The organism is Nocardia sp. CA-136227 (assembly GCF_050955695.1).
Taxonomy (GTDB): Bacteria; Actinomycetota; Actinomycetes; order Mycobacteriales; family Mycobacteriaceae; genus Nocardia.
Genome location: NZ_CP192081.1, coordinates 3,100,402 through 3,121,435, shown reverse-complemented (window position 1 = coordinate 3,121,435; position 21,034 = coordinate 3,100,402). Strand labels below are relative to the sequence as shown.

Sequence of the window (21,034 nt, the reverse complement as noted above, 5' to 3'; positions counted from 1 at the left end):
GGTGTTCGGCCCCGCCCGCGCCGTCAGCCGCGCGCGGCGACCTCGGCGAGCAGGACCTCGCGCTCGGCGGCGGGGCGCTTGGGGCAGCTGGTGCACATGGTGCAGCCGGGTACCTCGAAGACCAGGCAGCAGGAAATGCGGCGCACGAAGGTGCGGCCGCCGACGTCCTGGAATCGGGGCACCGGGAGGCGTCCGGCCACATCGCGGGCCAGCCGCGCACCGGCTTCCTCGGCGCCGATGTCGAGGGCGCGATTGCCGATGGCGTCGGCCACGATCGCCCACAGGGCGGCCACGCCCGCGCCGGAGACCTCGGCGACCACGGGGATCACCCGGGACAGGGTGTGGCGCAGCGCGTGACCGACAGATGCTGTCGCGCAACCGCTTTCGGGTCCCGAGGCGCAGCCTTCGAGGTTGGCGGCGGGGACGTCGGACTCGGCGACACCGGTCGGTGCGGGCGTCAGCGGATCCGGGAGCGAGGCGGCGGCAGCGTCCGGGGCGGGCACCGCGTCAGCGCCGAGGGCGAGCAGGTGGGCGGCGATCCGGTAGCCGTGCGGTTCGCCCAGCACCCGTTCGACGCCGCCGTCCGGCCGGATCTCGAGGACGATGCGCTCGAGCGCGGGGTCGAAGGCGGGCGATTCGCTGGCGATCGCCGCGACTATCGGGTCCACCAGGGACGAGGCGGCCATGCACCACCACAGGGTCCCCGAGACCCGCGAGTCGGCAGTCCCCCACGAGATCCCCATATCGGCGATCCGTTCGGCCAGCCACTCCGGGCGTAGCAGGTCGGTGCCCGGCACGAGGGCCTGTGAAACGGGGGGCTGCGCAACCATTTCCATTCGACTCCGATCCGGCCGTTCACGGTGATTACTACCCACGATGTCACGTTTCCGCGCCGAAGTGGACGGCTCCCCCGCGACCTCCGGCGCACCCGATCAACTCGCGTTCACCGCGAGGCGCGCTCAGCGTACGGCGCGCGCCCGCGGGCACGCGGCCGACGCGCCGAAAACGGTGCGGGCGCGGGCATTCCCCGGTGGGGAAGCCCGCGCCCGCGCGCTCGGTGTGGGCCGATCAGTGGGTGTGCGCCAAGGCCGATAGCTCGGGGGCGTCGATCTCGCGGATGCCCGCCGAGGTCACCTCGAGCACCCGGGCGGTGCCGATGTCGAAGAACAGGCCCTTGATCTGCAGGCCGTGTTCGGCCATGGCGCGCCGGACCACGGGGTGGGCCCGCAGGGTGTCCAGCTGGACCGCCACATTGACGATGGAGAGCTGATCGTCCACGCCGTATCCGGCCCGGGCGGCCGCGGCGGCGACCGGGTCGTCGGGGTGGAAGCGGTCCAGGCTGGCGCGGCCGTGGACCAGCCAGTTGCCCAGGCCGGGTCCGGTGGGTCCGCCCGCGACCAGGGCTTTCATCGCCCCGCAGGCGGAGTGGCCGCAGACCACGACATTGTCGACGCGTAGTTCCTCGATGGCGAACGACAGCGCCGCCTCGATGGAGGTGTCGCGGCCGCCGGGGACCACGAAGTTGCCGACATTGCGGATCGTGAACAGATCACCGGGTCCGGTATTGGTGATCACGTTGGGCACGATCCGCGAATCCGCGCAGGTCAGGAAGAGCGAGTGCGGGTTCTGGACGTTGCGTAGCTCGTCGAGGTGCGGGCGCACCACGTGGGCGTTGCGGCGGTGGAAGGCGGCCACGCCGTGGGTGATCGGGTTGCCGTCGTCCTCGCGCCAGGGGCGCAGCACGTCGTCGAGCAGGGTGCGGGCGCGGCCGCGGACCGGCGGACCCTCCAATGCATGCGCCATGCGGGCGGTGCCGAGTTCCACGTATTCGACTGTGCCGCCGGTGTTCTCGTGCTGGTTGGCCCAGTCGTGGATGGCCTCGTAGGCGGCATGGTCGAGGAAGTCGACGCTCAGTTCGACCAGCACGTCCGCACCGGTCGGGACCTTGCCCAGTTCCGCGGACAGTTTCGGCAGCGCCAGGAAGGTGCAGGTGCCGTCGATGCTGACCAGCCAGCGATCGGTACCGGCGACCTCGCCCGCGGTCACCGACACGCGCACGACGCGCCAGAGCAGCAGTCCGAAGGCCAGGACCAGGCCGATGATGACGCCCTCGAGCAGGTTCAGGAACACCACGCCGAGCACGGTCACCACGTACACCAGCAGGTCGCCGGTGCGGCGGGCCAGCTTGATGTGGGCCAGCTTCACCAGCTGCACGCCGACCACGATGAGCAGACCGGCCAGCGCCGACTTCGGAATCTGCTGTACCAGTCCGACCAGCGCGACCGAGAACACCAGCACCCAGACGCCGTGCATCAGGGCGGAGGCGCGGGAGCGGGCCCCGGCCTGCACATTGGTGGCACTGCGCACGATCACGCCGGTGACGGGCAGACCGCCCAGGGTGCCGGAGATCATGTTGGCCGCGCCCTGACCGATCAGTTCGCGGTCGAAGTTGGTGCGCGGGCCGGTGTGCATCTTGTCCACCGCGACCGCCGACAGCAGGCTCTCCACGCTGGCGATCAGAGCGATGGTCAGGGCGGCGAGCACGACCGCGCCCCAGTTGCCGGACGGCATTCCGGGCAGGCCGATGGCGTCGAACAGCGAGCCGCTCAACACGATTCGCTCCGGGGAGCCGGGCAGCACCAGCGACAGCACGGTGCCGACGACGACCGCGACCAGCGGGCCGGGCAGCACCTTCACCTTGCCGGGCACGTACTTCCAGCCGAACATGATGGCCATCACGACCACGCCGACCAGGAAGTCGTCGCCGTGGATGTTGGTCAGCTCGCCGGGGAGCTGAATCACGTTCTGCCAGGCCGAACTATGGGACGCGCCGCCGAGCAGCACATGCAGCTGCTGCAGCGCGATGGTGATGCCGATTCCGGCCAGCATGGCGTGCACCACGACGGGTGCGATGGCCAGGGCGGCGCGGGCAATTCGGCTGAGCCCGAACAGAATCTGGAGCAGACCGGCCAGGACGGTAATGAAACACGCCGTCTTCCAACCGAACTGGGTGATGGTTTCGGCGACGACGACCGTCAGACCGGCCGCGGGGCCGCTGACCTGTAGCGGGGAACCGCCGAGCAGGCCGACCACGATACCGCCGACCACGGCGGCGATGAGTCCGGCCGCGATGGGCGCGCCGGACGCGACCGCGATGCCGAGTGACAACGGCAAGGCGACGAGAAAAACTACGAGGGATGCAGGCAGATCATGACGCAGCAGGCTGTCGAGCCTGCCATTGGATCTACCTGGCGGTGAATCGGTGTCGCGAGACATATCGCTCCTCAGCGAGCATGTACAGGGGCATCGAATAAAGACCGCGGACGGCGTTGGCCGCGCACTCACCGGACGAGCAAAGGCCAGGCTAAAGGTAAAGTCTTAGCAAAGTCTGAGAAAAACTGCCGCCCAACGTAACAAGGGGGTGAATCCTGCCGGATTCACGCCCCTTTTGCCCGAAAACCCACACCAACACCGCAAATCACACGCGCCTCACGCGGGCTGGGCCTCCCTCCCCACGCCGTCGATCTCCGCGATCCCGTCGACGGTGACCTCCACCACCCGTGCCGTGGCGATGTCGAAGAACAACCCCGACAGCACCACCCCGCGCTCCTCGACCCCGCGCCGCACCACCGGATGCGCGTACAACGTCTCCAGCTGCACCGCCACGTTCACCATGCCGAGCTGGTCGACCGGACCGAATCCGGCTGCGGCGGCGGCTGTTCCGACCGGGTGCCCGAGCCGGAACCGGTCCAGGCTGGGCCGGGCGTGCGCGAGCCAGTCGTCGAGCTGCGACCCGGTGACCAGTTCACTGTGCAGGGCGCCCATCGCGCCGCATCCGGAGTGCCCGCACACCACCACCGAGCGCACATCGAGCTTGTCGAGGGCGTAGATCAGCGCGGCCTCCATGGACGAGTCCTGGGCGTCACGCGGAATCAGATTGCCCACGTTGCGCACCGTGAACAGATCCCCGGGTCCGCTGTTGGTGATCACGTTCGGCACGATGCGCGAGTCGGCGCACGTGACGAAAAGCGAGTCCGGCTCCTGCCCGTCGCGCAGCACACCCAGGTGTGGCCGCATGACATGTGCGTGACTGCGGTGGTAGGCCGCCACACCCGCGACGATCGGGTCCACATCGGTGGCGGTGCGCCGCCACGGCCCGAGCACCTCGTTGAGCAGGTGCCGCGAATGCCCGCGCGCCGACGGACCGGCCGCGGCATCGGCCATGCGGACCGCGCCGACCTCGATGAACTCGACCGTGCCGCCGTCGGCGCGATGCTGGTCCACCCATTCCTGTAAGGCGTCGTAGGCGGCGTGGTCCATGAAGTCGACCGTCATCTCCAGCACCACATCGGCGTTCGGGGGCACCTTGGCGAGTTCACTGGTGAGCTCGGGTAAGGCCAGGAAGGTGAAGCTGCCGTCCACCGTGACCCGCCAGCGCACGGCGTCGGTCCCGCCCAGCCCGACCTCCTCGGCGGTCACCGTCACCCGCACCACCCGCCACAGCAGCAGCGCGAAGGCCAGGGCGAGACCAACGACCATGCCCAGCAACAGATTCCAGAACACCACCACGAACACGGTGGCCGCGTACACCACCAGGTCGCCGGTGCGCTGGGCCCGCCGGATGTGGGCCAGTTTGATCAGCTGGATGCCGACCACGATGAGCAGTCCGGCCAGCGCCGCCTTGGGAATCGAGCGCGCCACCCCGACCAGCGCCACCGAGAACAGCAGGATCCACAGCCCGTGCAGCATGGTCGAGGCCCGGGTGCGCGCTCCCGCTTTGACATTGGTGATGCTGCGCACGATGACCGCGGCCACGGGCAGGCCGCCGATCAGGCCGGAGACCACGTTGGCCGCGCCCTGCCCGATCAGCTCGCGATCCAGATCGGTTCGGCGAGTGGCGTTCTGGCGCATCCGGTCGACCGCGACGGCCGATAGTAGGGTCTCCACGCTGGCGATGAGCGCGATGGTCACCGCCATCAGCGCGATGGCGGCCCAGCTGCCGTGCGGCAGCTGCGGCAGCCGCAGTTCGTCCAGCAGCGATCCGTCGATGGTGATGTGCTCGACGCGCACCGGCAGCAGCCGGGCCAGCACGGTGGCGACCAGGACCGCGGCCAGCGGTGCGGGCACCTTGCGCACGGGTTCGGGCACGTGCCGCCAGCCGACCAGGATGGCGATCACCACCAGCCCGATGCACAGGTCGCCGGCCTTCACCGAGGCCAGCTGGTGCGGCAGCCCGGCGATGGCGGCCCAGGACGAGGTCAGGGTGTCACCGCCCAGCAATACGTGCACCTGCTGCAGGGCGATGACGATGCCGATCCCGGCGAGCATGGCGTGCACCACGACCGGCGCGATGGCGAGCACGCCGCGCGCGATCCGGCTGAGCCCGAACAGGATCTGCAGTCCGCCCGCCAGCATGGTGATGAAACAGGTTGCGGCCCAGCCGAACTGATTGATGGATTCGGCGACCACCACGGTCAGCGAGGCGGTGGGCCCGCTGACCTGTAGCACCGAGCCGCCGCAGAGCGCGGCGACCACCCCGCCCACCACCGCGGCGATGAGTCCGGCGGCGACGGGGGCGCCCGCGGCCACCGCGATGCCGATCGACAGCGGCAGCGAGACGAGGAAGATGACGAGCGAGGCCGGGAGGTCGTGGCGGACCAGGGTGGCCCACGAGTCCCGGCGCGGAGGGCCGGGAAGCGACGTCCGTGGAGGCTGATCGGTGTCGGTGGACATATCTCTCCTTCGCCGGCACGGCGGAGCCGCCCGGTTCATCGGTCAACATGTACTGGCATCGAGAGGCAGCGGCGGGCGAGGCTGGAGAACCACGACGCTTGGCAGAACGCGGGTAAGCGTAAAGACAAGGCAAAGGAAACGAAAAGCGTTTGCGACGATTGATGCGAACCGCTACCAAACTGTGACACAGCTCACGCGTTCGCGCGAATCGGATATCACCGGTTGTTCACCCGATACACCCTGCGGGTTCGCCCGCGATGCCTACTGTGCGCGCGAGATTGCTGTGGAACCCGGAGTGAGTCGGGGTCCTTCGGAAAGGGTCCCGCGGAATGTCGCTCCCCCGCCGCGTCGTCGTCGCGGCCGTCGTCCTCGCGACCCTGTCCACCGCCGCCTGCGGCAAGCCTCCGGAGCCGAGAACGGTCCCGGCGGCAACCAGTTCGTGGACCGCGCCACCCGGGCTGCGCGGCGAGCTGACCCTGTACTCGGCCAATCCGCAGGACCTCACCGACGAGCTGGTGGCCGCCTTCACCAAGGCGTCCGGGGTCAAGGTCACCGTGTTCAGCGCCGAGACCGGCAAGATCACGGCCAAGCTCGACAAGGAGGGCCCGAGTCCGGCCGCCGATGTGGTGTACCTGGCGTCGTGGACGCCCGCCGCGCAATACGACCTCGACGGCCGCACCCTGCCCTACACCCCGCGCGGCGCGGACCGCGTGCACGACGGATGGATCGGCAAGAATCACGGCTTCCTGGGCCGCGACGGGTCCGCGCTGACCATGGTGGTCAACACCAAGGCGTCCCCGCGCCTGCCCAATGACTGGGCCGACCTGGCCGCGCCGGAGTTCCGCGGCAAGGTGATCATGCCCGACCCCCGCGAATCGGGCACCGCCCGCGACCTGCTGGCGGCCATGGTCAGCGCGTGGGGCAAGGACGACACCTGGGCCGTCTTCGACGCGCTGTTCGCCAACGGCATGGTGGTGCGCGGCGGCAACGGTCCCGCCCTCGATGAGATCAGCACGGGCACCGGCTGCGCGGTGATCCTCGGCGGCGTGGACTACGCGGCCTACGACGCGGCCGCCAAAGGCGTTCCACTGCGGGTCATCTCGCCCGCCTCGGGCACCATCGTGACGCCGCGCCCGGTCTTCATCCTGAACACCACCAAGAACCCCGCCGCCGCGAAGGCCCTGGTGGACTTCATGTTCACCCCCGAGGCCCAGCAGATCTCGGCGGCCCACAAGATGATTCCCGCCCGCACCGACATCCCGGTGGCCCCGGGCACCCGCACCTACGCCGAGGTCAAGCAGCTGCCGTTCTCCTGGGATCAGATCAAGGGCAATGGCGCGGCGATCCTCGCCGAGTTCATCCAGCGCTACCTGCGCTGACCCCGCGCGACCTCAGCCGCGGCCGTGCGCCCGCTCGTAGGCCGCGCGGGCGTCGGCGGCACGGGCGCGTTCGCGCTGATCGGCCAGATTCGGGTCCAGGCCGTGCTTGGCCAGGCGGGCCCGGCGGAACACGTACATCAGGGCCGCGGTGAAGTAGATGAGCGGCAGGTACAACAGCGCCATCATCGACGCCCCCATCCACAACGGCCCGGGAATCAGCAGGAACAGGCACAGCGGCGGAATGATCGGGATCAGGATGCGCAGCATGTAGCGGCGGGCCGCGCCGGGCCCGGTCAGATCCTCGATGACCCACGGGTGCATCGTCGCGGGCAGGGCGCCGCCCGCGATATAGCGCAGGCGCTGCCAGAGATTCGGGGTGTCGTTCGGGCTCATCAGTGACTGCTTTCCGCGGGACGGGAGACGAGTTCGCGGGCGACCGCGATGGCATCGGGGGTCTGGTCGAACAGGTGGCCCGGGCCGGGCAGCGCGCCGACGGCCGCGAGCGTGCGCCGGTGGTCCGCGCGCAGGCCGGACATGAGCACGGTGATGCCACGATGCTCGAGCTTGCCGACGGCGTCACGCAGGGTGAGCGCGCCGGTGGTGTCGAGCGCGGTGAGGTGCGACATGCGCAGGATGACCACCCGCACCTGCGACACCTCGGCCAGTTCCAGCAGGAAGCGGTGCGCGGCGGCGAAGAACAGCGGTCCGTCGAGGCGGTAGGCCACGATGTGGTCGTGCAGCAGCTCGTGCTCCTCGGCCAGATGGTCGGCGTCGTCGAGCGGAATCTGGTGCAGCCGGGCCTCTTTGGCGACCGACCGCAACGCCAGCACCACCGCGATGCCCACCCCGACCGCGACCGCGCTGACCAGGTCCAGGGCGACGGTGACCCCGAAGGTGATCGCCATGATGGCCGTGTCGCCGCGGGAGGCGCGGGCGATGGCGGCCAGCGAAGCGGTCTCGACCATGCGCACCGTGGTGGCCAGCAGCACGCCGGCCAAGGCCGCCAAGGGAATCGACGCGACCAGCCCGGTGGCGAGGAAGACGATGCCCGCCAGCACCACCGCGTGGGTGAGCGCGGCCAGCCGGGTCCGCGCGCCCGAGCGCACGTTCACCGCGGTGCGCGCGATGGCCCCGGTAGCGGGCACCCCGCCGAACAGGGGCGCGGCGATATTGGCCAGGCCCTGCCCGAACAGTTCGCGGTCGGGATCGTGGCGGGTGCCCACGGCCATGGAGTCGGCCGCGGTCGCCGACAACAGTGATTCCAGCGCCGCCAGCGCGGCCACCGCCAGCGCCGGGGCGATCAGCCCGCCGAGCTGGTCCAGATGCACGAAATCCAGTGTGGGCGCCTGCAATCCGGATGGGATGGTCCCGATCAGGGTCAGGTCGAGGTGAAAGACCTTGGCGGCCAGGGTCGCCAGCACCACGGCGAGCAGCGCGAACGGCAGTCGTGGCAGGAACCGGCCGCCGATCAGCACGACCGCCGCCACCGCCAGCGCGGTCGCCGGCGACACCCAGCCGGGACCGGCGGCGAACTGCCGCACCGCATCCCACGCCGACTGCCACACCTTGTCGCCCTCCGCGTGCGCCACCCCCAGCGCGTTCGGGAACTGCTGCAGCGCGATGACCACCGCGATCCCCGCGGTGAATCCCTCGATCACCGGGGCGGGCATGTAGCGCACGGCGCGCCCGACCCCGGCGATCGCGAGCACCACAAGCACGAGCCCGGCCAGCAGCCCCACGGCCAGCACCCCGCTCGCTCCGTGCCGATGGAAGATCGGAACCAGCACCACGGTCATCGCGCCCGTGGGCCCGGTGACCTGGAACCGGGAGCCGCCGAAGACCGCGGCGAGCGCGCCCGCCACCACCGCCGTCGCCAGTCCGGCGGCCGCGCCGAGCCCGGAGCTGATGCCGAAGCCCAGCGCGAGCGGCAGCGCGACCAGCGCGACGACGAGCCCGGCCAGCAGGTCCGCGCCCGGGGCGCGCACGGCGGGCAGCCAGTCCGCGCGGTTCGGCAGCAGGTGGGCCACGGTCAGAGGGCCTCGGCCAGACGCACTTTCAGCGCGGCCAGTTCGGCGCGCAGGGCGTCGGGCAGGCGGTTGCCGCCGATGCTCGCGTACCACTCGTCAATGGACTCCAGCTCGCGCACCCACTCGTCGACGTCCACGGCCAGGGCCGCGTCGGCCAGGCCGCGGTAGCCCGCGCCCAGACCCTCGAGGTCGAGCGCGTCGGCGGTGGGCACGTAGCCGATGGGGGTGCGCACGGCGTCGGCGGCGCCGTCGAGGCGTTCGAGCGCCCACTTCAGCACGCGCACATTGTCGCCGAAGCCGGGCCAGAGGAACTTGCCGTCGGCGCTGCGCCGGAACCAGTTGACCTGGAAGATCTTCGGCAGCTGCGCACCCTCGCGCGCGCCCATGGCCAGCCAGTGCGCGAAGTAGTCGCCCACGTGATAGCCCAGGAACGGCAGCATGGCCATGGGGTCGCGGCGCACCACGCCGACCGCGCCGGCGGCGGCCGCGGTGGTCTCCGAGGACAGCACCGAGGCGGTGAACACGCCGTGCGCCCAGTCGAACGACTCGGCGACCAGCGGGATGGTGCTGGCGCGGCGGCCGCCGAAGAAGATGGCCGAGATCGGCACGCCGCGCGGGTCGTTCCATTCCGGGGCCACCGACGGGCACTGCTCGATCGGGGTGCAGTAGCGCGAGTTCGGGTGCGCGGCCGGGGTGCCCGATTCCGGGGTCCAGTCGTCGCCGCGCCAGTCGATCAGGTGCGCCGGCGGCTGTTCGGTCAGGCCCTCCCACCAGGCGTCGCCCTGGTCGGTGCGGGCGGTGTTGGTGAAGATGGAGTTGCCCGCCTCGATGGTGGCGATGGCATTGGGGTTGGTCTCGGCGCCGGTTCCCGGTGCGACGCCGAAGAATCCGGCCTCCGGGTTGACCGCGTACAGGCGCCCGTCGGCGCCGAAGCGCATCCAGGCGATGTCGTCGCCCACGGTTTCGGCCTTCCAGCCGGGCAGGGTCGGTTCGAGCATGGCCAGGTTGGTCTTGCCGCACGACGACGGGAACGCGGCGGCGATGTAGTGCGTCTTCCCTTGCGGCGAGGTCAGTTTCAGGATGAGCATGTGCTCGGCCAGCCACCCCTCGTCGCGGCCGATCACCGAGGCGATGCGCAGCGCGAAGCATTTCTTGCCCAGCAGCGCGTTGCCGCCGTAGCCGGACCCGTAGCTCCAGATGGTGCGGGTCTCGGGGAAGTGCGCGATGTACTTGGTCTTGTCACACGGCCACGGCACGTCGGCCTGGCCCTCCGACAGCGGAGCGCCCACCGAGTGCAGGCACTTCACGAATTCGGTGCCGGGGGTGAGCTGCTCCCAGACCTGTGCGCCGGAGCGGGTCATGATCTGCATCGAGACCGCCACGTATTCCGAATCGGTGATCTGCACACCGTATTTGGGTTCCCCGGCGTCGAGCGGGCCCATGCAGAAGGCGATCACGTACAGGGTGCGCCCGGCCATCGCGCCGCGGTAGTGCTCGGTGAGCACGGTCCGCATGTCGATCGGATCCACCCAGTTGTTGGTGGGCCCGGCGTCGCTCTCGCGCTCGGAGCAGATGAAGGTCCGATCCTCCACGCGCGCCACATCGTCGGGATCGGAGACGCACCAGAAGGAGTTGGGCTTGGCGGGCAGCGGGACGAACGTGCCCTTGGCCACCAGGTCAGCGGTGAGCCGGTCCCATTCGTCGCGGGACCCGTCGCAGTAGACGATCCGCTCGGGCGCGGTCAGCTCCGCGACCTCGGCGACCCAGGCCGCGATGTCCGGGTGCGCGGTCGGGGACGCGGTGGAGGCGACGGTGGCGGTAGGACGTTCGGGCACGGCGAACCTCTCTTCACGAAACAACTAGGTTTTCATTTTAGAAAACATGCAATCAGTTGGTGGGCGGACCCCCGGAAAAACCGTGGGCCCCCCGCGGCTACGCGGAGTGTTCGAGCGCCTCCGCCTGGCCGGTGACCACGCCGGTGAGGATGGCCCGTGCGACCGCCAGCAGCTCCGCGACCTGCGGCGAAGTGAGTTCGTAGGTGACCGAGAGCCCTTCGCGGCGGGCCGAGACCAGCCCGGCGCGACGCAGAATCGACAGCTGCTGCGACAGATTCGCGGCCTCGACGCCGATCTCGGTGAGCATCTCCGAGACCGCGTACTCGCGCTGGCTCAGCAATTCGAGGACCCGGATCCGCACGGGATGGCCGAGCGTCTTGAAGAAATCCGCCTTCATTTGATAGAGCGGCCGTTGCAGTCCTGGCATGTCGCGAGCCACTCCTTCCGAGGGCGGATGGGCATCCGGATACACTGCCCGACCCAGTGATTGCAGAGTTTAGCAAACAGGACAATCATGCTAGGTTCGGTCGTTCCCCGGACCGCCCACAGGAAGACCGAACGTGCCCATCGCCACCCTCAATGGGATTCGCCTCAACTACGACGTCACCGGCAACGGACCCCTGGTCGTCCTCGTCATGGGCACCGGCAGCCCGGGCCGGGTCTGGCGGACCTACCAGGTTCCGGCCCTGGTGAAGGCGGGTTTCCGGGTCGCCACTTTCGACAATCGCGGCATCGCGCCCTCGGAGGAGAGCGCCCACGGCATGCGGATCGAGGACCTGGTCGCCGACACCGCGGCGCTGATCGAACTGCTCGGCGGTCCCGCGCACGTGGTCGGCACCTCGCTGGGCGCGCGCGTCACCCAGGAACTCGCGCTGGCCCGGCCGGATCTGGTGACCAAGGCCGTCATGCTGGCAACCACCGGCCGCTCCCATCCCCTGGCCAGCACCCTGAACAAGGGTGAGCAGGCATTGCAGCAGCAGGGCGTGAAGCTGCCGCCGGAGTACGCGGCCGCGGTCAAGGCGATGCTGAACCTCTCCCCCGCCACCCTCGAAGCCGACGACTCCGCGCAGCAGTGGCTCGACATCTTCGAATACTCGGCGAGCGTCGCGCCCGGGCCGGGCGTGCTCGCGCAGATGCGCATGGACCGGACCGGCAACCGCCTGGCCGACTACGCCCGCATCACCGTCCCCAGCCTGGTCGTCGGGTTCGCCGACGACCGCATGCTGCCGCCGGTGTTCGCCCGCGAGGTGGCCGAGGCGATTCCGGGCGCACGGTACGTGCACCTCGAGAAGTGCGGCCACTACGGGTATCTCGAGCAGCCCGAGGCGGTCAACAGCGCCATCATCGACTTCCTCACCGGCGTCCACGCCTGAGCCCCGACCACTTCCGTCCCTACCATCCGCCGAGGAGCCGATCGTGTCCGACTCGCTGCCGCCGTGTCCCGCCTGTTCCAGTGAATACACCTACGAGGTGGGCGGGTTGCTCACCTGCCCGGAGTGCGCGCACGAATGGACCGTCGGGACCGAGGCGGCGGCCGAGGACGGCGTGATCCGGGACGCGGTCGGCAATGTGCTCGCCGACGGCGACACCGTCACCGTGATCAAGTCGCTCAAGGTGAAGGGCAGCCCCACCGGCATCAAGGCGGGCACCAAGGTCCGCAATATCCGCCTGGTCCAGGGCGTCGGCGACCACGACATCGACTGCAAGGTCGACGGCATCGGCGCCATGCAGCTGAAATCCAGTGTGGTGAAGAAGGTCTAGCGCGGACCCGGGCCCGCGGGTCAGTCGACGGGTTCCTGCTGGGTGGTGCAGTGGATGCCGCCGCCGCCCGCGGCGATGGCGTCGATATTGATCTGCACCACCCGGCGATCCGGGAACAGCCGGGTCAGGGTGGAGTAGGCGGCCGAATCGGCTTCCGCGTCACCGAATTCGGGGGCGATGACGCCGCCGTTGCAGACGTAGAAGTTGATGTAGCCGGCGGCGAAGTCGTCGCCCGCGCCGCGATAGCGCAGATCGGACGGCGCTTCCAGGGTTTCGATCTCGAGCGGCCGCCCCTGCGCGTCGGTGGCGTTGTGCAGGATCTCGAGGTGGAGGCGGGTGACGTCGTAGTCGAAGGACTCCTCGTTATTGTCCAGCGCCGCGACCACCACGCCCGGGCGGGCGAAGCGGGCGTAGAAATCGGTGTGGCCGTCGGTGATGTCCTGCCCGGCGATACCCGGCAGCCAGATCACCTTCTTGATGCCCAGCAGATGGTCGAGCTCGCCCTCCACGTCGGCCTTCTTCCAGCCGGGATTCCGATTCTTGTTCAGCACACAGGATTCGGTGATGAGCGCGGTGCCCTCGCCGTCCACCTCGATGCCGCCGCCCTCGAGCACCAGATCGGTGTGGGTGGTCTGCACGCCGGCGCGGCCGTCGACGATGGTGGCGAGCTTGCTGTCGCGCTTGTGCTGCTGTTTGCCGCCCCAGCCGTTGAAGTTGAAGTCGACCCCGGACTTGCCGTGATTGCCGTGCACGAACACCGGTCCGGTGTCACGCATCCAGAGGTCGTCGAGGTCGGCCACGATCAGTTCGACGTTCGCGCCGCCGATCAGTCGGCGGGCCAGATCCAGTTCGTCCTGGCGCACCAGCATGGACACCGGCTCGAAGCGGGAGATGGTGGAGGCGATGGTGGCCAGGTTCTCGCGCACCTGCGGCAGCAGCTGCCGGCCCCAGATCGCCTCGCTCGCACCGAAAGCCATCCAGGTGCGCTTGTGCGGCGCGCCCTCGTCGGGCATCACGCCGGAGTGACCGTCGTGGGACGTCGAGGGCTCGCCGTTGAACCACGACGAGATGGATCCTTCGCAGCCCGCGAGCAGCAGCCCGCCCATCGTCAAGATCCCCGATCGCATGAACCGGCGTCGTCCTTGCATTGCACTGTCTCCTTTGAAAGAAGGCCCGGCGCGGCGATTCCCTCTCCGGCGCGCTGAATCCACTGAACCCGCTGATCAAACGGCCGCCACACACGGAACGGCCCGAGCCGGGCACCAGCGACTCTAATCTCTGACTGAATTTTCAGTCAAGGTCGATTCGTGTGATCCGGCTCCCTCGGCGACCGGGCGCGCGCAGACTGGGGCAGATGACCACCGCCCGCGTTTCCGCTGCTCTGGCCTCCGCAATCGTCATCACCGGGGTCGTGGCCGTCGGCCCGACCACCGCACCCGCGCACGCCTACGGACCGGCATCGTGCATCCCCGGCGACCCCATGCGCCCCACCGGCGAGCTGTTCGCCACCACCAACACCGCCACCATCACCGACCCCGCCGACCCGCGCCTGACCGACCGCCTCGATCTGCTGAACCTCGACGAGAACTTCACCGCGCTCACCGAACTCGCGCTCCCGGTCGAATCACGCGTGGTCGACGGCGTGTTCTGGTCGGCCGGAACGGGCCTCACCTACGAGCGATCCCGCCAATTCCGGCTCGCCTGCACCGATTACAAGAACCTGTGCTGGGTCGCCGACGACCTGCGCGGGCGCTACCGGCAGGAGGCGGTCCTGACCTTCGAATACCTCCCCGGCGAGGACACCCGCGCCGACGGCTTCACGGTGACCGTCACCGGCATCGACCGCACCCGCTTCGCCGAGGCCCTGGCCGCGGACCCCGTCGTGCGCGACCGACTCGGCGGCGGTTCCTTCACCGACTCCGGCGCCCTGATCCTGGTCGCCGACCGCGCCGACGCCGACCTGATCCGCGACTTCATCGCCGCCCTCGGCGGCGGCTGGAACGCCGGCGAACTCCGTTACGGCGACCGCGAATTCGTCCGTTCCACCGGCACCGACGCCCTGGCCTGCGCCGTGTGACCCGACCGGTCCGGTTAGTCCCGAATCATGGTGTCGCGCATGAACGGGTCGGCGCTGCCACCCAGCCTGGTGGAAATGGCGACGCGGCATCTGCGGGCGGAGGTGCTCAGCGGTGCGCTCGAGCCCGGCGACCGCATCGGCGAGGAAGCGCTGTGCGCGCGACTGGGCACCAGCCGCGCGCCGGTGCGGGAAGCCTTGCGGCTCTTGGCACAAGAAGGGCTGATCGAGCATCTGCCCCGGCGCGGATTCCGGGTGGCGGTGTGGTCTCGGACCGACATCCTGGAGCTGTTCGAGTTGCGGCGGGTGCTCGAGCGCTACGCCATCGACAGCGCGTTCCCGCTGGCCGCCGAGGGCGACCCGCTGCGACGGGTCCGAGCGGCGCTCGAGGAGATGCGCGTCGCGGACGCCGCCGGGGACGCGTTCGAGCGCGACAATGCCCACCGCCGGTTCCACGCGGCCATCGTGGCGCTGTCCGGCAATCGGCAGCTGGAACTGGCCTACGAGCCGATCCTGGTCAAGCTGCAGCTGCCCATGGCCCGCAACCTGCGCGCCGAGTCCCGGCTCACCCAGCGCCACAACGGTATTCGACGGCACGAGGAGCTGCTGGCAGCCCTGGAATCCGGTGACGCCGCGACGGCGCGCGAGGCGCTGTTGCGGCACGGGGAGCGGGCCTACCTGGACCTGGACATCCGCTAACACAGCGGATACATTGCGACACCGCCGATTTCACACCTTCTGTCGACAATCGACAAATGGTGAACCCGAGCCCCACGATCGCGGAGATCCTGGCCTCGCACGAAAGCGGCAGCGGCTCTCCGACCCACACCGCCGCCCGGGTCGCGGACGCCATCGCGGCGCGCGGCGACGACGGCACCTGGATCACGCCGGTCCCGCGCGAACAGCTGCTGGCGGCGGCCGCCGAGATCGAGCGACGGCCCGGCGCGCGCACGCTACCGCTGTACGGCGTGCCGTTCGGGGTGAAGGACAGCATCGACGTCGCGGGCCGGCCCACCACACTGGCCTGCCCCGACTACGCCTATACCGCCACCCGGACCGCGCCCGCGGTCGAGCGCCTGCTGGAGGCGGGCGCGCTGTTCGTCGGCAAGACGAACCTCGACCAGTTCGCGACCGGGCTCAACGGCACCCGCACGCCGTATCCGATCCCGCGCTCGGTGTTCGGCGGCGAATTGATATGCGGTGGTTCCAGTTCCGGGTCCGCCCGCGCGGTGGCGCTCGGTGAGGTGCCGTTCTGCGTGGCCACCGACACCGCCGGGTCGGGGCGGGTTCCCGCGGCGCTCAACGGAATCCTGGGCTGGAAGCCCTCGCGGGGGCTGATCAGCGCGCGGGGCCTGGTCCCGGCGTGCAAATCGCTGGACTGCCTGACGCTGATGGCGGGCACCGTCGAGGACCTCGATCGGGTCTTCGAGGTGATCGCGGGCGTGGATCCAGGCGATCCGTGGAGCCGGCCGCGCGGGCCGCGCTTCGGCGGCGGGCGGCTGCGGGTCGGACTGCCCGATCCCAGCGAGCTGGAGTTCTTCGGGGACGAAGTGTTCCGCACCGCGCACCTCGACGCCCGGAATCGACTGGTACGCCGCGGCTTCGACTGCGTGCCGACCACCCTGGAACCGTTCCTGGCCGCCGGAGAACTGCTCTATCAGGGCCCGTGGGTGGCCGAGCGGCTGGTGGAGTTCGAGGACTTCCTCGCCGAGCGACCGGATTCGATCCTGCCGGTGATCCGCGAAATCCTCACCGGCGGTTTCCGATTCACCGCGGTGGACGTCTTCCGGGCGCAGCAGCGCCTGCAAGAACTGCGCGCCACGGTGGCTCGGGTCTGGGACGACGTCGACGTGGTGGTGACGCCGACCATCGGCACCACGTTCACCGTCGCGCAGGTGCTGGCGGATCCGATCGCCACGAACACCGTGCTGGGCCACTACACCCACTTCGGCAATCTGCTGGACCTCACCGCGATCTCGGTGCCGATGGGCCTCGCCGCGGACGGCCGCCCGCTGTCGGTGATGGTGTTCGGCCCGGCGCTGGCCGACGACGTGGTGCTCGCCGCGGCGGCCCGCCTGCTCGACGAACCGCGCCCGGTCGTGGCGCACGCGGATCTCAGGCTCGTACAGAAGGAACGGCGATGACGACACTCTCCCGCGTTCCGGCGCGACCGGGCGACTTCACCTTCGACCCGAACCGGGTGGCGCTGCTGGTCATCGACATGCAACGCGACTTCCTGCTCCCGGGCGGCTTCGGCGAGAGCCTGGGCAATGATGTAGCCCTGCTGCGCACGGTCATCGAGCCGCTGGCCGGGCTGCTGGCCACCGCACGGGCGGCCGGGATTCCCGTGATCCACACCCGCGAGGGTCATCGGCCCGACCTGTCGGATTGCCCGCCCGCGAAACTGCTGCGCGGGGATCCCACCCAGCGCATCGGTGACCCGGGCCGGTTCGGCCGCATCCTGATCCGCGGCGAGTACGGGCACGACATCATCGACGAGCTCGCGCCGGTGGACGGCGAGGTGGTGATCGACAAGCCCGGCAAAGGCGCGTTCTACGCGACCGGGCTGGCAGATGTACTGGCGGACAGGGGAATCCGCTCGCTTCTGGTCACCGGGGTCACCACCGAGGTCTGCGTGCACACCACGGTGCGCGAGGCCAACGACCGCGGATTCGAATGCCTGGTCGTCTCCGACTGCGTCGGTTCGTATTTCCCGGAGTTCCAGCGCGTCGGGCTGGCCATGATCGCCGCCCAGGGCGGCATCTTCGGCTGGGTCGCCGACTCGGCCGCGGTCCGCGCCGCCCTCACCTCCGCCGTCTCCCCCCGCCCGGTCCAGTGAACAGGAAAGCCCATGTCCGTCGAAACCCCGATCGCCGGTGAAACCGGCAGCGCCGCACCGCTGTCGCTGCCGTGGTGGACCCGCGGCGACACCAATGCCTTCTTCGGCCTGTCGTTCAATATCCTCGTCAATGTCCTGACCCTGACCACGCTGTCGATCGCGGTGGTGAAGATCCCCAGCGCCGACGTGCTGGGCACCGTACTGCCCGCGCTGGGTGTGGCGCTGGTGCTGGGCAATCTGTACTACATGCTGCTGGCGCGGCGGCTCGCGCGGCGTGAGGGCCGCGCGACGGTCACCGCGCTGCCCTACGGCCCGAGCGTCCCGCACATGTTGATCGTGGTGTTCGTGGTGATGCTGCCCATCTACCTGAAGACCAACGACCCGATGCGGGCGTGGTCCGCGGGTCTGGCGTGGGCGTTCATGATCGGCGTGATCGTCATGATCGGCGCGTTCGTCGGACCGTACATTCGCCGGATCACCCCGCGCGCGGCCATGCTCGGCACGCTGGCGGGCATCTCGATCACGTTCATCGCCATGCGGCCCGCCGCGCAGATGTGGGAAGCGGCCTGGATCGGATTGCCGGTGCTGGCCATCATTCTCATCGGCTTCTTCACCGATGTGCGACTGCCCGGCAATGTTCCGGTCGGCCTGGTGGCACTGCTGGTGGGCACCGCCATCGGGTGGATCGGCGGCTACATGTCGGTGCCCGACGTCTCCCGGGCCGCGCACGATATCGCCCTCGGGTTGCCGGACCTGCGCCTGCACCTGCTCTTCGACGGGCTCGCGCACCTGGCGCCCCTGCTGGCCACCGCGATTCCGCTGGGCGTCTACAACTTCACCGAGGCCATGAGCAATGTCGAGAGCGCCGCCGCCGCGGGCGACAACTACAACCTGCGCAGCGTGCTGCTGGCCGACGGGTTCGGCGCGATCATCGGGTCCGGTTTCGGCTCGCCCTTCCCGCCCGCCGTCTACATCGGCCACCCCGGCTGGAAGGACGCGGGCGGACGGACCGGCTACTCGCTCGCCAGTGGAGCGATCATCGGATTGATGTGCCTGCTGGGCCTTTTCGGCGTACTCGCCACCCTGCTCCCCATTCCGGCGATCGTCCCGATCCTGCTCTACATCGGCCTGCTGATCGGCGCCCAGGCTTTCCAGGCCGTCCCGCGCCTGCACGCGGTCGCGGTGGTGGCCGCGCTGCTGCCCAATCTGGCCGAGTGGGGCGTCGGCCAGATCGACAACGCGCTCAGCGCCGCCGGGACCTCCGCCGACAAGATCGGCGCGGGCGCGCTCGGCCAGGCCGGCGTGGTCTACGACGGCCTGAAGACCCTGGGCGCGGGCGCGGTGCTGGCCGGGCTGGTACTCGGCACCATGGTCACCTTCATCCTCGAAAAACGGTTCCGCGCAGCCGCTCTCGCCGCCTCGGTCGGCGCCGCGCTCAGCTTCGTCGGCCTCATCCACGCCACCGAGGTGGCCTGGGCCGCCGCCCCGAAGGTCGCCCTCGGCTACCTCTTCTTCGGACTCGTCTGCCTCGCATGCTCGTTCCTGCGCGGCACCCGCCCGGCCCCTGACCCCGACCTCCCCGACTGAGCCGCTCGGGCGGTCACCGTCCCGCATCCGACGGCGGCCGCTCCGCACCACCCCCATCGGTCTCGTCCAGAAAGATCCGCAAGCCCTCCCCGATCTTGCCCGCCGCATTCTCCAACTGCTCGGGTGAGAGCACCTTCCCGAACGACGCCGCCTTCAGCAGCTGCCGCTGCACCTCTTTGAGGTTCATCGTCGCCCAGTCGCGTCGTGAGAGTTCCGGCATGGTCCGGGACAATACCTCGAGTAGAACGTTTGTTCGAGTGCCGAGAATCGTGACAGCGACGCGTCAGGGCGGTGTCAGCTCCGTGTAAGCGGGGGTGGGGATTGTCGGTGGCGTGAACAGCACTGTGATCGCCGATTCCGGACTGCGGACGATGTACCGGGACCCGATGGATTTCGGGGCCCTCGATCTGGGCTTCGAGCGCGGGCTCGCCGCCGTGGGCCGGTTTCTGCGTGGGGATCATGTGGTCGCGCAGTTGATTCGGTTCGCGGTGGTGGGCGGGGTCAGCAATATCGCGTATGTGCTGATGTTCATGGCGGTGAACGGGAGTGGGGCGCTGGTGGCGAATATCGCGGGGTCGGTGGTGAGTACGGCGATCGCGAACGAGTTGCATCGGCGGTTGACGTTCCGGGCGGCCGGGCGGGTGGGGTGGTTCAGCGCACAATGGGAGGGCGGCGGGCTGGCCGCGGTCGGGCTGGTGATCAGTACGGCGGCGTTGGCGGGGCTCGATTTCTGGGCGCCCGGGCTCGGGGAGCTCAGCCAGGCGACGGCCGTGCTCGTGGTCATGGCGGCGGTCGGCGGAATGCGGTTTCTCGCGCTGCGCGGGTTCGTGTTCTGAGGCGGGGTGTCACATTTCGATCGGCCGCGGTGTCCAGTGGGTGACACGAAAGACGGGAGCCCCGCCATGATCGGTACCACCGCCGCCACCGACGCGTTCGTCGCACACCGGAATCTGCTGTTCACGGTCGCCTACGAGATGCTCGGGTCGGCGGCCGACGCCGAGGACGTGCTGCAGGAGACGTGGCTGCGCTGGATCGGCGTCGACCTCGAGGAGGTGCGGGATCAGCGGGCGTATCTGGTGCGCATCACCACCCGGCAGGCGCTGGGCCGGTTGCGGACGCTGGGCCGGCGCAAGGAGTCCTATGTCGGGCAGTGGCTGCCCGAGCCGCTGCTGACCGCGCCCGATGTGGCCGAGGATGTCGAACTGGCGGAAAGCGTGTCGATGGCCATGCTGCTGGTACTCGAGACGCTCACCCCGACCGAGCGCGCGGTGTTCGTGCTGCGCGAGGTGTTCGACCTGCCGTACGAGGAGATCGCCGCCGCGGTGGACAAGTCCGCGGCCGCCGTCCGGCAGATCGCGCACCGCGCCCGCGCGCACGTGGCGTCCCGCCGCCCGCGCGGACCGGTGTCCCCCGCCGAGTCCCGCGAGGTGCTCGACGCTTTCCACCGCGCGGTCGAGACCGGCGACCTGCAAGGGCTGCTGGACCTGCTCGCACCGGACGTGGTCGCGTTCGGCGACGGCGGCGGCCTCCGGTCCGCGCTGCCGCGCCCGATCGTCGGCGCGGACAAGGTGGCTCGCGTACTCACCACCGGCTGGAAGCGATTCGGCGACACCGCGTCGTTCGACACCACCTTGGTCAACGGCCATCCCGCGCTGGTCATGCGACGGGACGGTGAGGTGGACACCGTCCTGGCGTTGCGCATCGACGACGGCCTCATCACCGGGTTGTACGCGGTCCGCAACCCGGAAAAGCACTCCCACATGGACCACGTGACCGCGCTGAGCCGATGACCCAGTCGG

Annotated in this window: 19 protein-coding genes; 10 read left to right on the top strand and 9 right to left on the bottom strand. The window is 69.8% G+C overall.

The window, feature by feature from the left end; translation table 11 throughout:
• Positions 1 to 23: 23 nt before the first annotated feature.
• The 3 genes from ACQP06_RS14390 to ACQP06_RS14380 form a co-directional block, all read right to left on the bottom strand.
• Positions 24 to 830 carry a (2Fe-2S)-binding protein gene (locus tag ACQP06_RS14390; protein ID WP_433672670.1) on the bottom strand — a complete coding sequence of 269 codons (807 nt, stop codon included), beginning with the start codon at positions 828 to 830 and terminating at the stop codon, positions 24 to 26.
• Between the two features lie 238 nt (positions 831 to 1,068).
• A complete protein-coding gene (locus ACQP06_RS14385) occupies positions 1,069 to 3,276 on the bottom strand; it encodes a SulP family inorganic anion transporter (RefSeq protein ID WP_433672669.1) in 2,208 nt (735 codons plus the stop codon).
• Positions 3,277 to 3,489: 213 nt separating this feature from the next.
• A complete protein-coding gene (locus ACQP06_RS14380) occupies positions 3,490 to 5,733 on the bottom strand; it encodes a SulP family inorganic anion transporter (RefSeq protein ID WP_433672668.1) in 2,244 nt (747 codons plus the stop codon).
• Between the two features lie 329 nt (positions 5,734 to 6,062).
• Here ACQP06_RS14380 and ACQP06_RS14375 point away from each other — a divergent pair, with 329 nt between their 5' ends.
• Positions 6,063 to 7,112 carry an extracellular solute-binding protein gene (locus ACQP06_RS14375; protein WP_433672667.1) on the top strand — a complete coding sequence of 350 codons (1,050 nt, stop codon included), beginning with the start codon at positions 6,063 to 6,065 and terminating at the stop codon, positions 7,110 to 7,112.
• Between the two features lie 12 nt (positions 7,113 to 7,124).
• Here ACQP06_RS14375 and ACQP06_RS14370 read toward each other — a convergent pair whose 3' ends face one another.
• The 4 genes from ACQP06_RS14370 to ACQP06_RS14355 all read right to left on the bottom strand — a co-directional run bounded on the left by ACQP06_RS14370 (position 7,125) and on the right by ACQP06_RS14355 (position 11,401).
• A complete protein-coding gene (locus ACQP06_RS14370; RefSeq protein ID WP_433672666.1) occupies positions 7,125 to 7,505 on the bottom strand; it encodes a DUF5313 family protein in 381 nt (126 codons plus the stop codon).
• Positions 7,505 to 9,145, bottom strand: a complete 1,641-nt coding sequence (locus ACQP06_RS14365) for a SulP family inorganic anion transporter (protein WP_433673322.1) — start codon at positions 9,143 to 9,145, stop codon at positions 7,505 to 7,507. Before ACQP06_RS14365 ends, ACQP06_RS14370 begins: the two co-directional genes overlap by 1 nt.
• Positions 9,142 to 10,914 (bottom strand): phosphoenolpyruvate carboxykinase (GTP), encoded by a 1,773-nt coding sequence (locus tag ACQP06_RS14360; protein ID WP_433673321.1) that lies wholly within the window; start codon positions 10,912 to 10,914, stop codon positions 9,142 to 9,144. The genes ACQP06_RS14365 and ACQP06_RS14360 overlap by 4 nt, the downstream gene beginning before the upstream one ends.
• Before the next feature lie 157 nt (positions 10,915 to 11,071).
• Positions 11,072 to 11,401, bottom strand: coding sequence for an ArsR/SmtB family transcription factor (locus tag ACQP06_RS14355; protein WP_357285311.1), 330 nt, complete (start codon positions 11,399 to 11,401; stop codon positions 11,072 to 11,074).
• Between the two features lie 133 nt (positions 11,402 to 11,534).
• On the opposite strand from ACQP06_RS14355, the gene ACQP06_RS14350 reads away from it, so the two are divergent.
• Both ACQP06_RS14350 and ACQP06_RS14345 read left to right on the top strand, forming a co-directional pair.
• The gene (locus ACQP06_RS14350) at positions 11,535 to 12,347 is read left to right on the top strand and encodes an alpha/beta fold hydrolase (protein ID WP_433672665.1); all 813 of its coding nucleotides are present in this window, start codon (positions 11,535 to 11,537) and stop codon (positions 12,345 to 12,347) included.
• Between the two features lie 43 nt (positions 12,348 to 12,390).
• Positions 12,391 to 12,735 carry a zinc ribbon domain-containing protein YjdM gene (locus ACQP06_RS14345; RefSeq protein ID WP_433672664.1) on the top strand — a complete coding sequence of 115 codons (345 nt, stop codon included), beginning with the start codon at positions 12,391 to 12,393 and terminating at the stop codon, positions 12,733 to 12,735.
• Between the two features lie 20 nt (positions 12,736 to 12,755).
• Here ACQP06_RS14345 and ACQP06_RS14340 read toward each other — a convergent pair whose 3' ends face one another.
• Positions 12,756 to 13,883 (bottom strand): agmatine deiminase family protein, encoded by a 1,128-nt coding sequence (locus tag ACQP06_RS14340; protein ID WP_433672663.1) that lies wholly within the window; start codon positions 13,881 to 13,883, stop codon positions 12,756 to 12,758.
• A 206-nt stretch (positions 13,884 to 14,089) separates the two neighbouring features.
• On the opposite strand from ACQP06_RS14340, the gene ACQP06_RS14335 reads away from it, so the two are divergent.
• From ACQP06_RS14335 to ACQP06_RS14315, 5 genes are read left to right on the top strand one after another with little or no spacing between them, the layout of a single operon-like run.
• The gene (locus ACQP06_RS14335; protein ID WP_433672662.1) at positions 14,090 to 14,812 is read left to right on the top strand and encodes a hypothetical protein; all 723 of its coding nucleotides are present in this window, start codon (positions 14,090 to 14,092) and stop codon (positions 14,810 to 14,812) included.
• 27 nt (positions 14,813 to 14,839) lie between these two features.
• Positions 14,840 to 15,508, top strand: coding sequence for a GntR family transcriptional regulator (locus ACQP06_RS14330; protein ID WP_433672661.1), 669 nt, complete (start codon positions 14,840 to 14,842; stop codon positions 15,506 to 15,508).
• A gap of 56 nt (positions 15,509 to 15,564) precedes the next feature.
• Positions 15,565 to 16,953, top strand: coding sequence for an allophanate hydrolase (locus ACQP06_RS14325; protein WP_433672660.1), 1,389 nt, complete (start codon positions 15,565 to 15,567; stop codon positions 16,951 to 16,953).
• Complete coding sequence (locus tag ACQP06_RS14320; protein ID WP_433672659.1) at positions 16,950 to 17,648, top strand: cysteine hydrolase family protein; 699 nt, start codon at positions 16,950 to 16,952, stop codon at positions 17,646 to 17,648. The genes ACQP06_RS14325 and ACQP06_RS14320 overlap by 4 nt, the downstream gene beginning before the upstream one ends.
• A gap of 12 nt (positions 17,649 to 17,660) precedes the next feature.
• Positions 17,661 to 19,235 (top strand): regulator, encoded by a 1,575-nt coding sequence (locus ACQP06_RS14315; protein ID WP_433672658.1) that lies wholly within the window; start codon positions 17,661 to 17,663, stop codon positions 19,233 to 19,235.
• Positions 19,236 to 19,248: 13 nt separating this feature from the next.
• Here ACQP06_RS14315 and ACQP06_RS14310 read toward each other — a convergent pair whose 3' ends face one another.
• A complete protein-coding gene (locus tag ACQP06_RS14310; RefSeq protein WP_433672657.1) occupies positions 19,249 to 19,455 on the bottom strand; it encodes a DUF6374 family protein in 207 nt (68 codons plus the stop codon).
• A 166-nt stretch (positions 19,456 to 19,621) separates the two neighbouring features.
• On the opposite strand from ACQP06_RS14310, the gene ACQP06_RS14305 reads away from it, so the two are divergent.
• Positions 19,622 to 20,071 carry a GtrA family protein gene (locus ACQP06_RS14305; protein WP_433673320.1) on the top strand — a complete coding sequence of 150 codons (450 nt, stop codon included), beginning with the start codon at positions 19,622 to 19,624 and terminating at the stop codon, positions 20,069 to 20,071.
• 66 nt (positions 20,072 to 20,137) lie between these two features.
• Positions 20,138 to 21,025 carry an RNA polymerase sigma-70 factor gene (locus ACQP06_RS14300; RefSeq protein ID WP_433672656.1) on the top strand — a complete coding sequence of 296 codons (888 nt, stop codon included), beginning with the start codon at positions 20,138 to 20,140 and terminating at the stop codon, positions 21,023 to 21,025.
• The last annotated feature ends 9 nt before the right edge of the window (positions 21,026 to 21,034 follow it).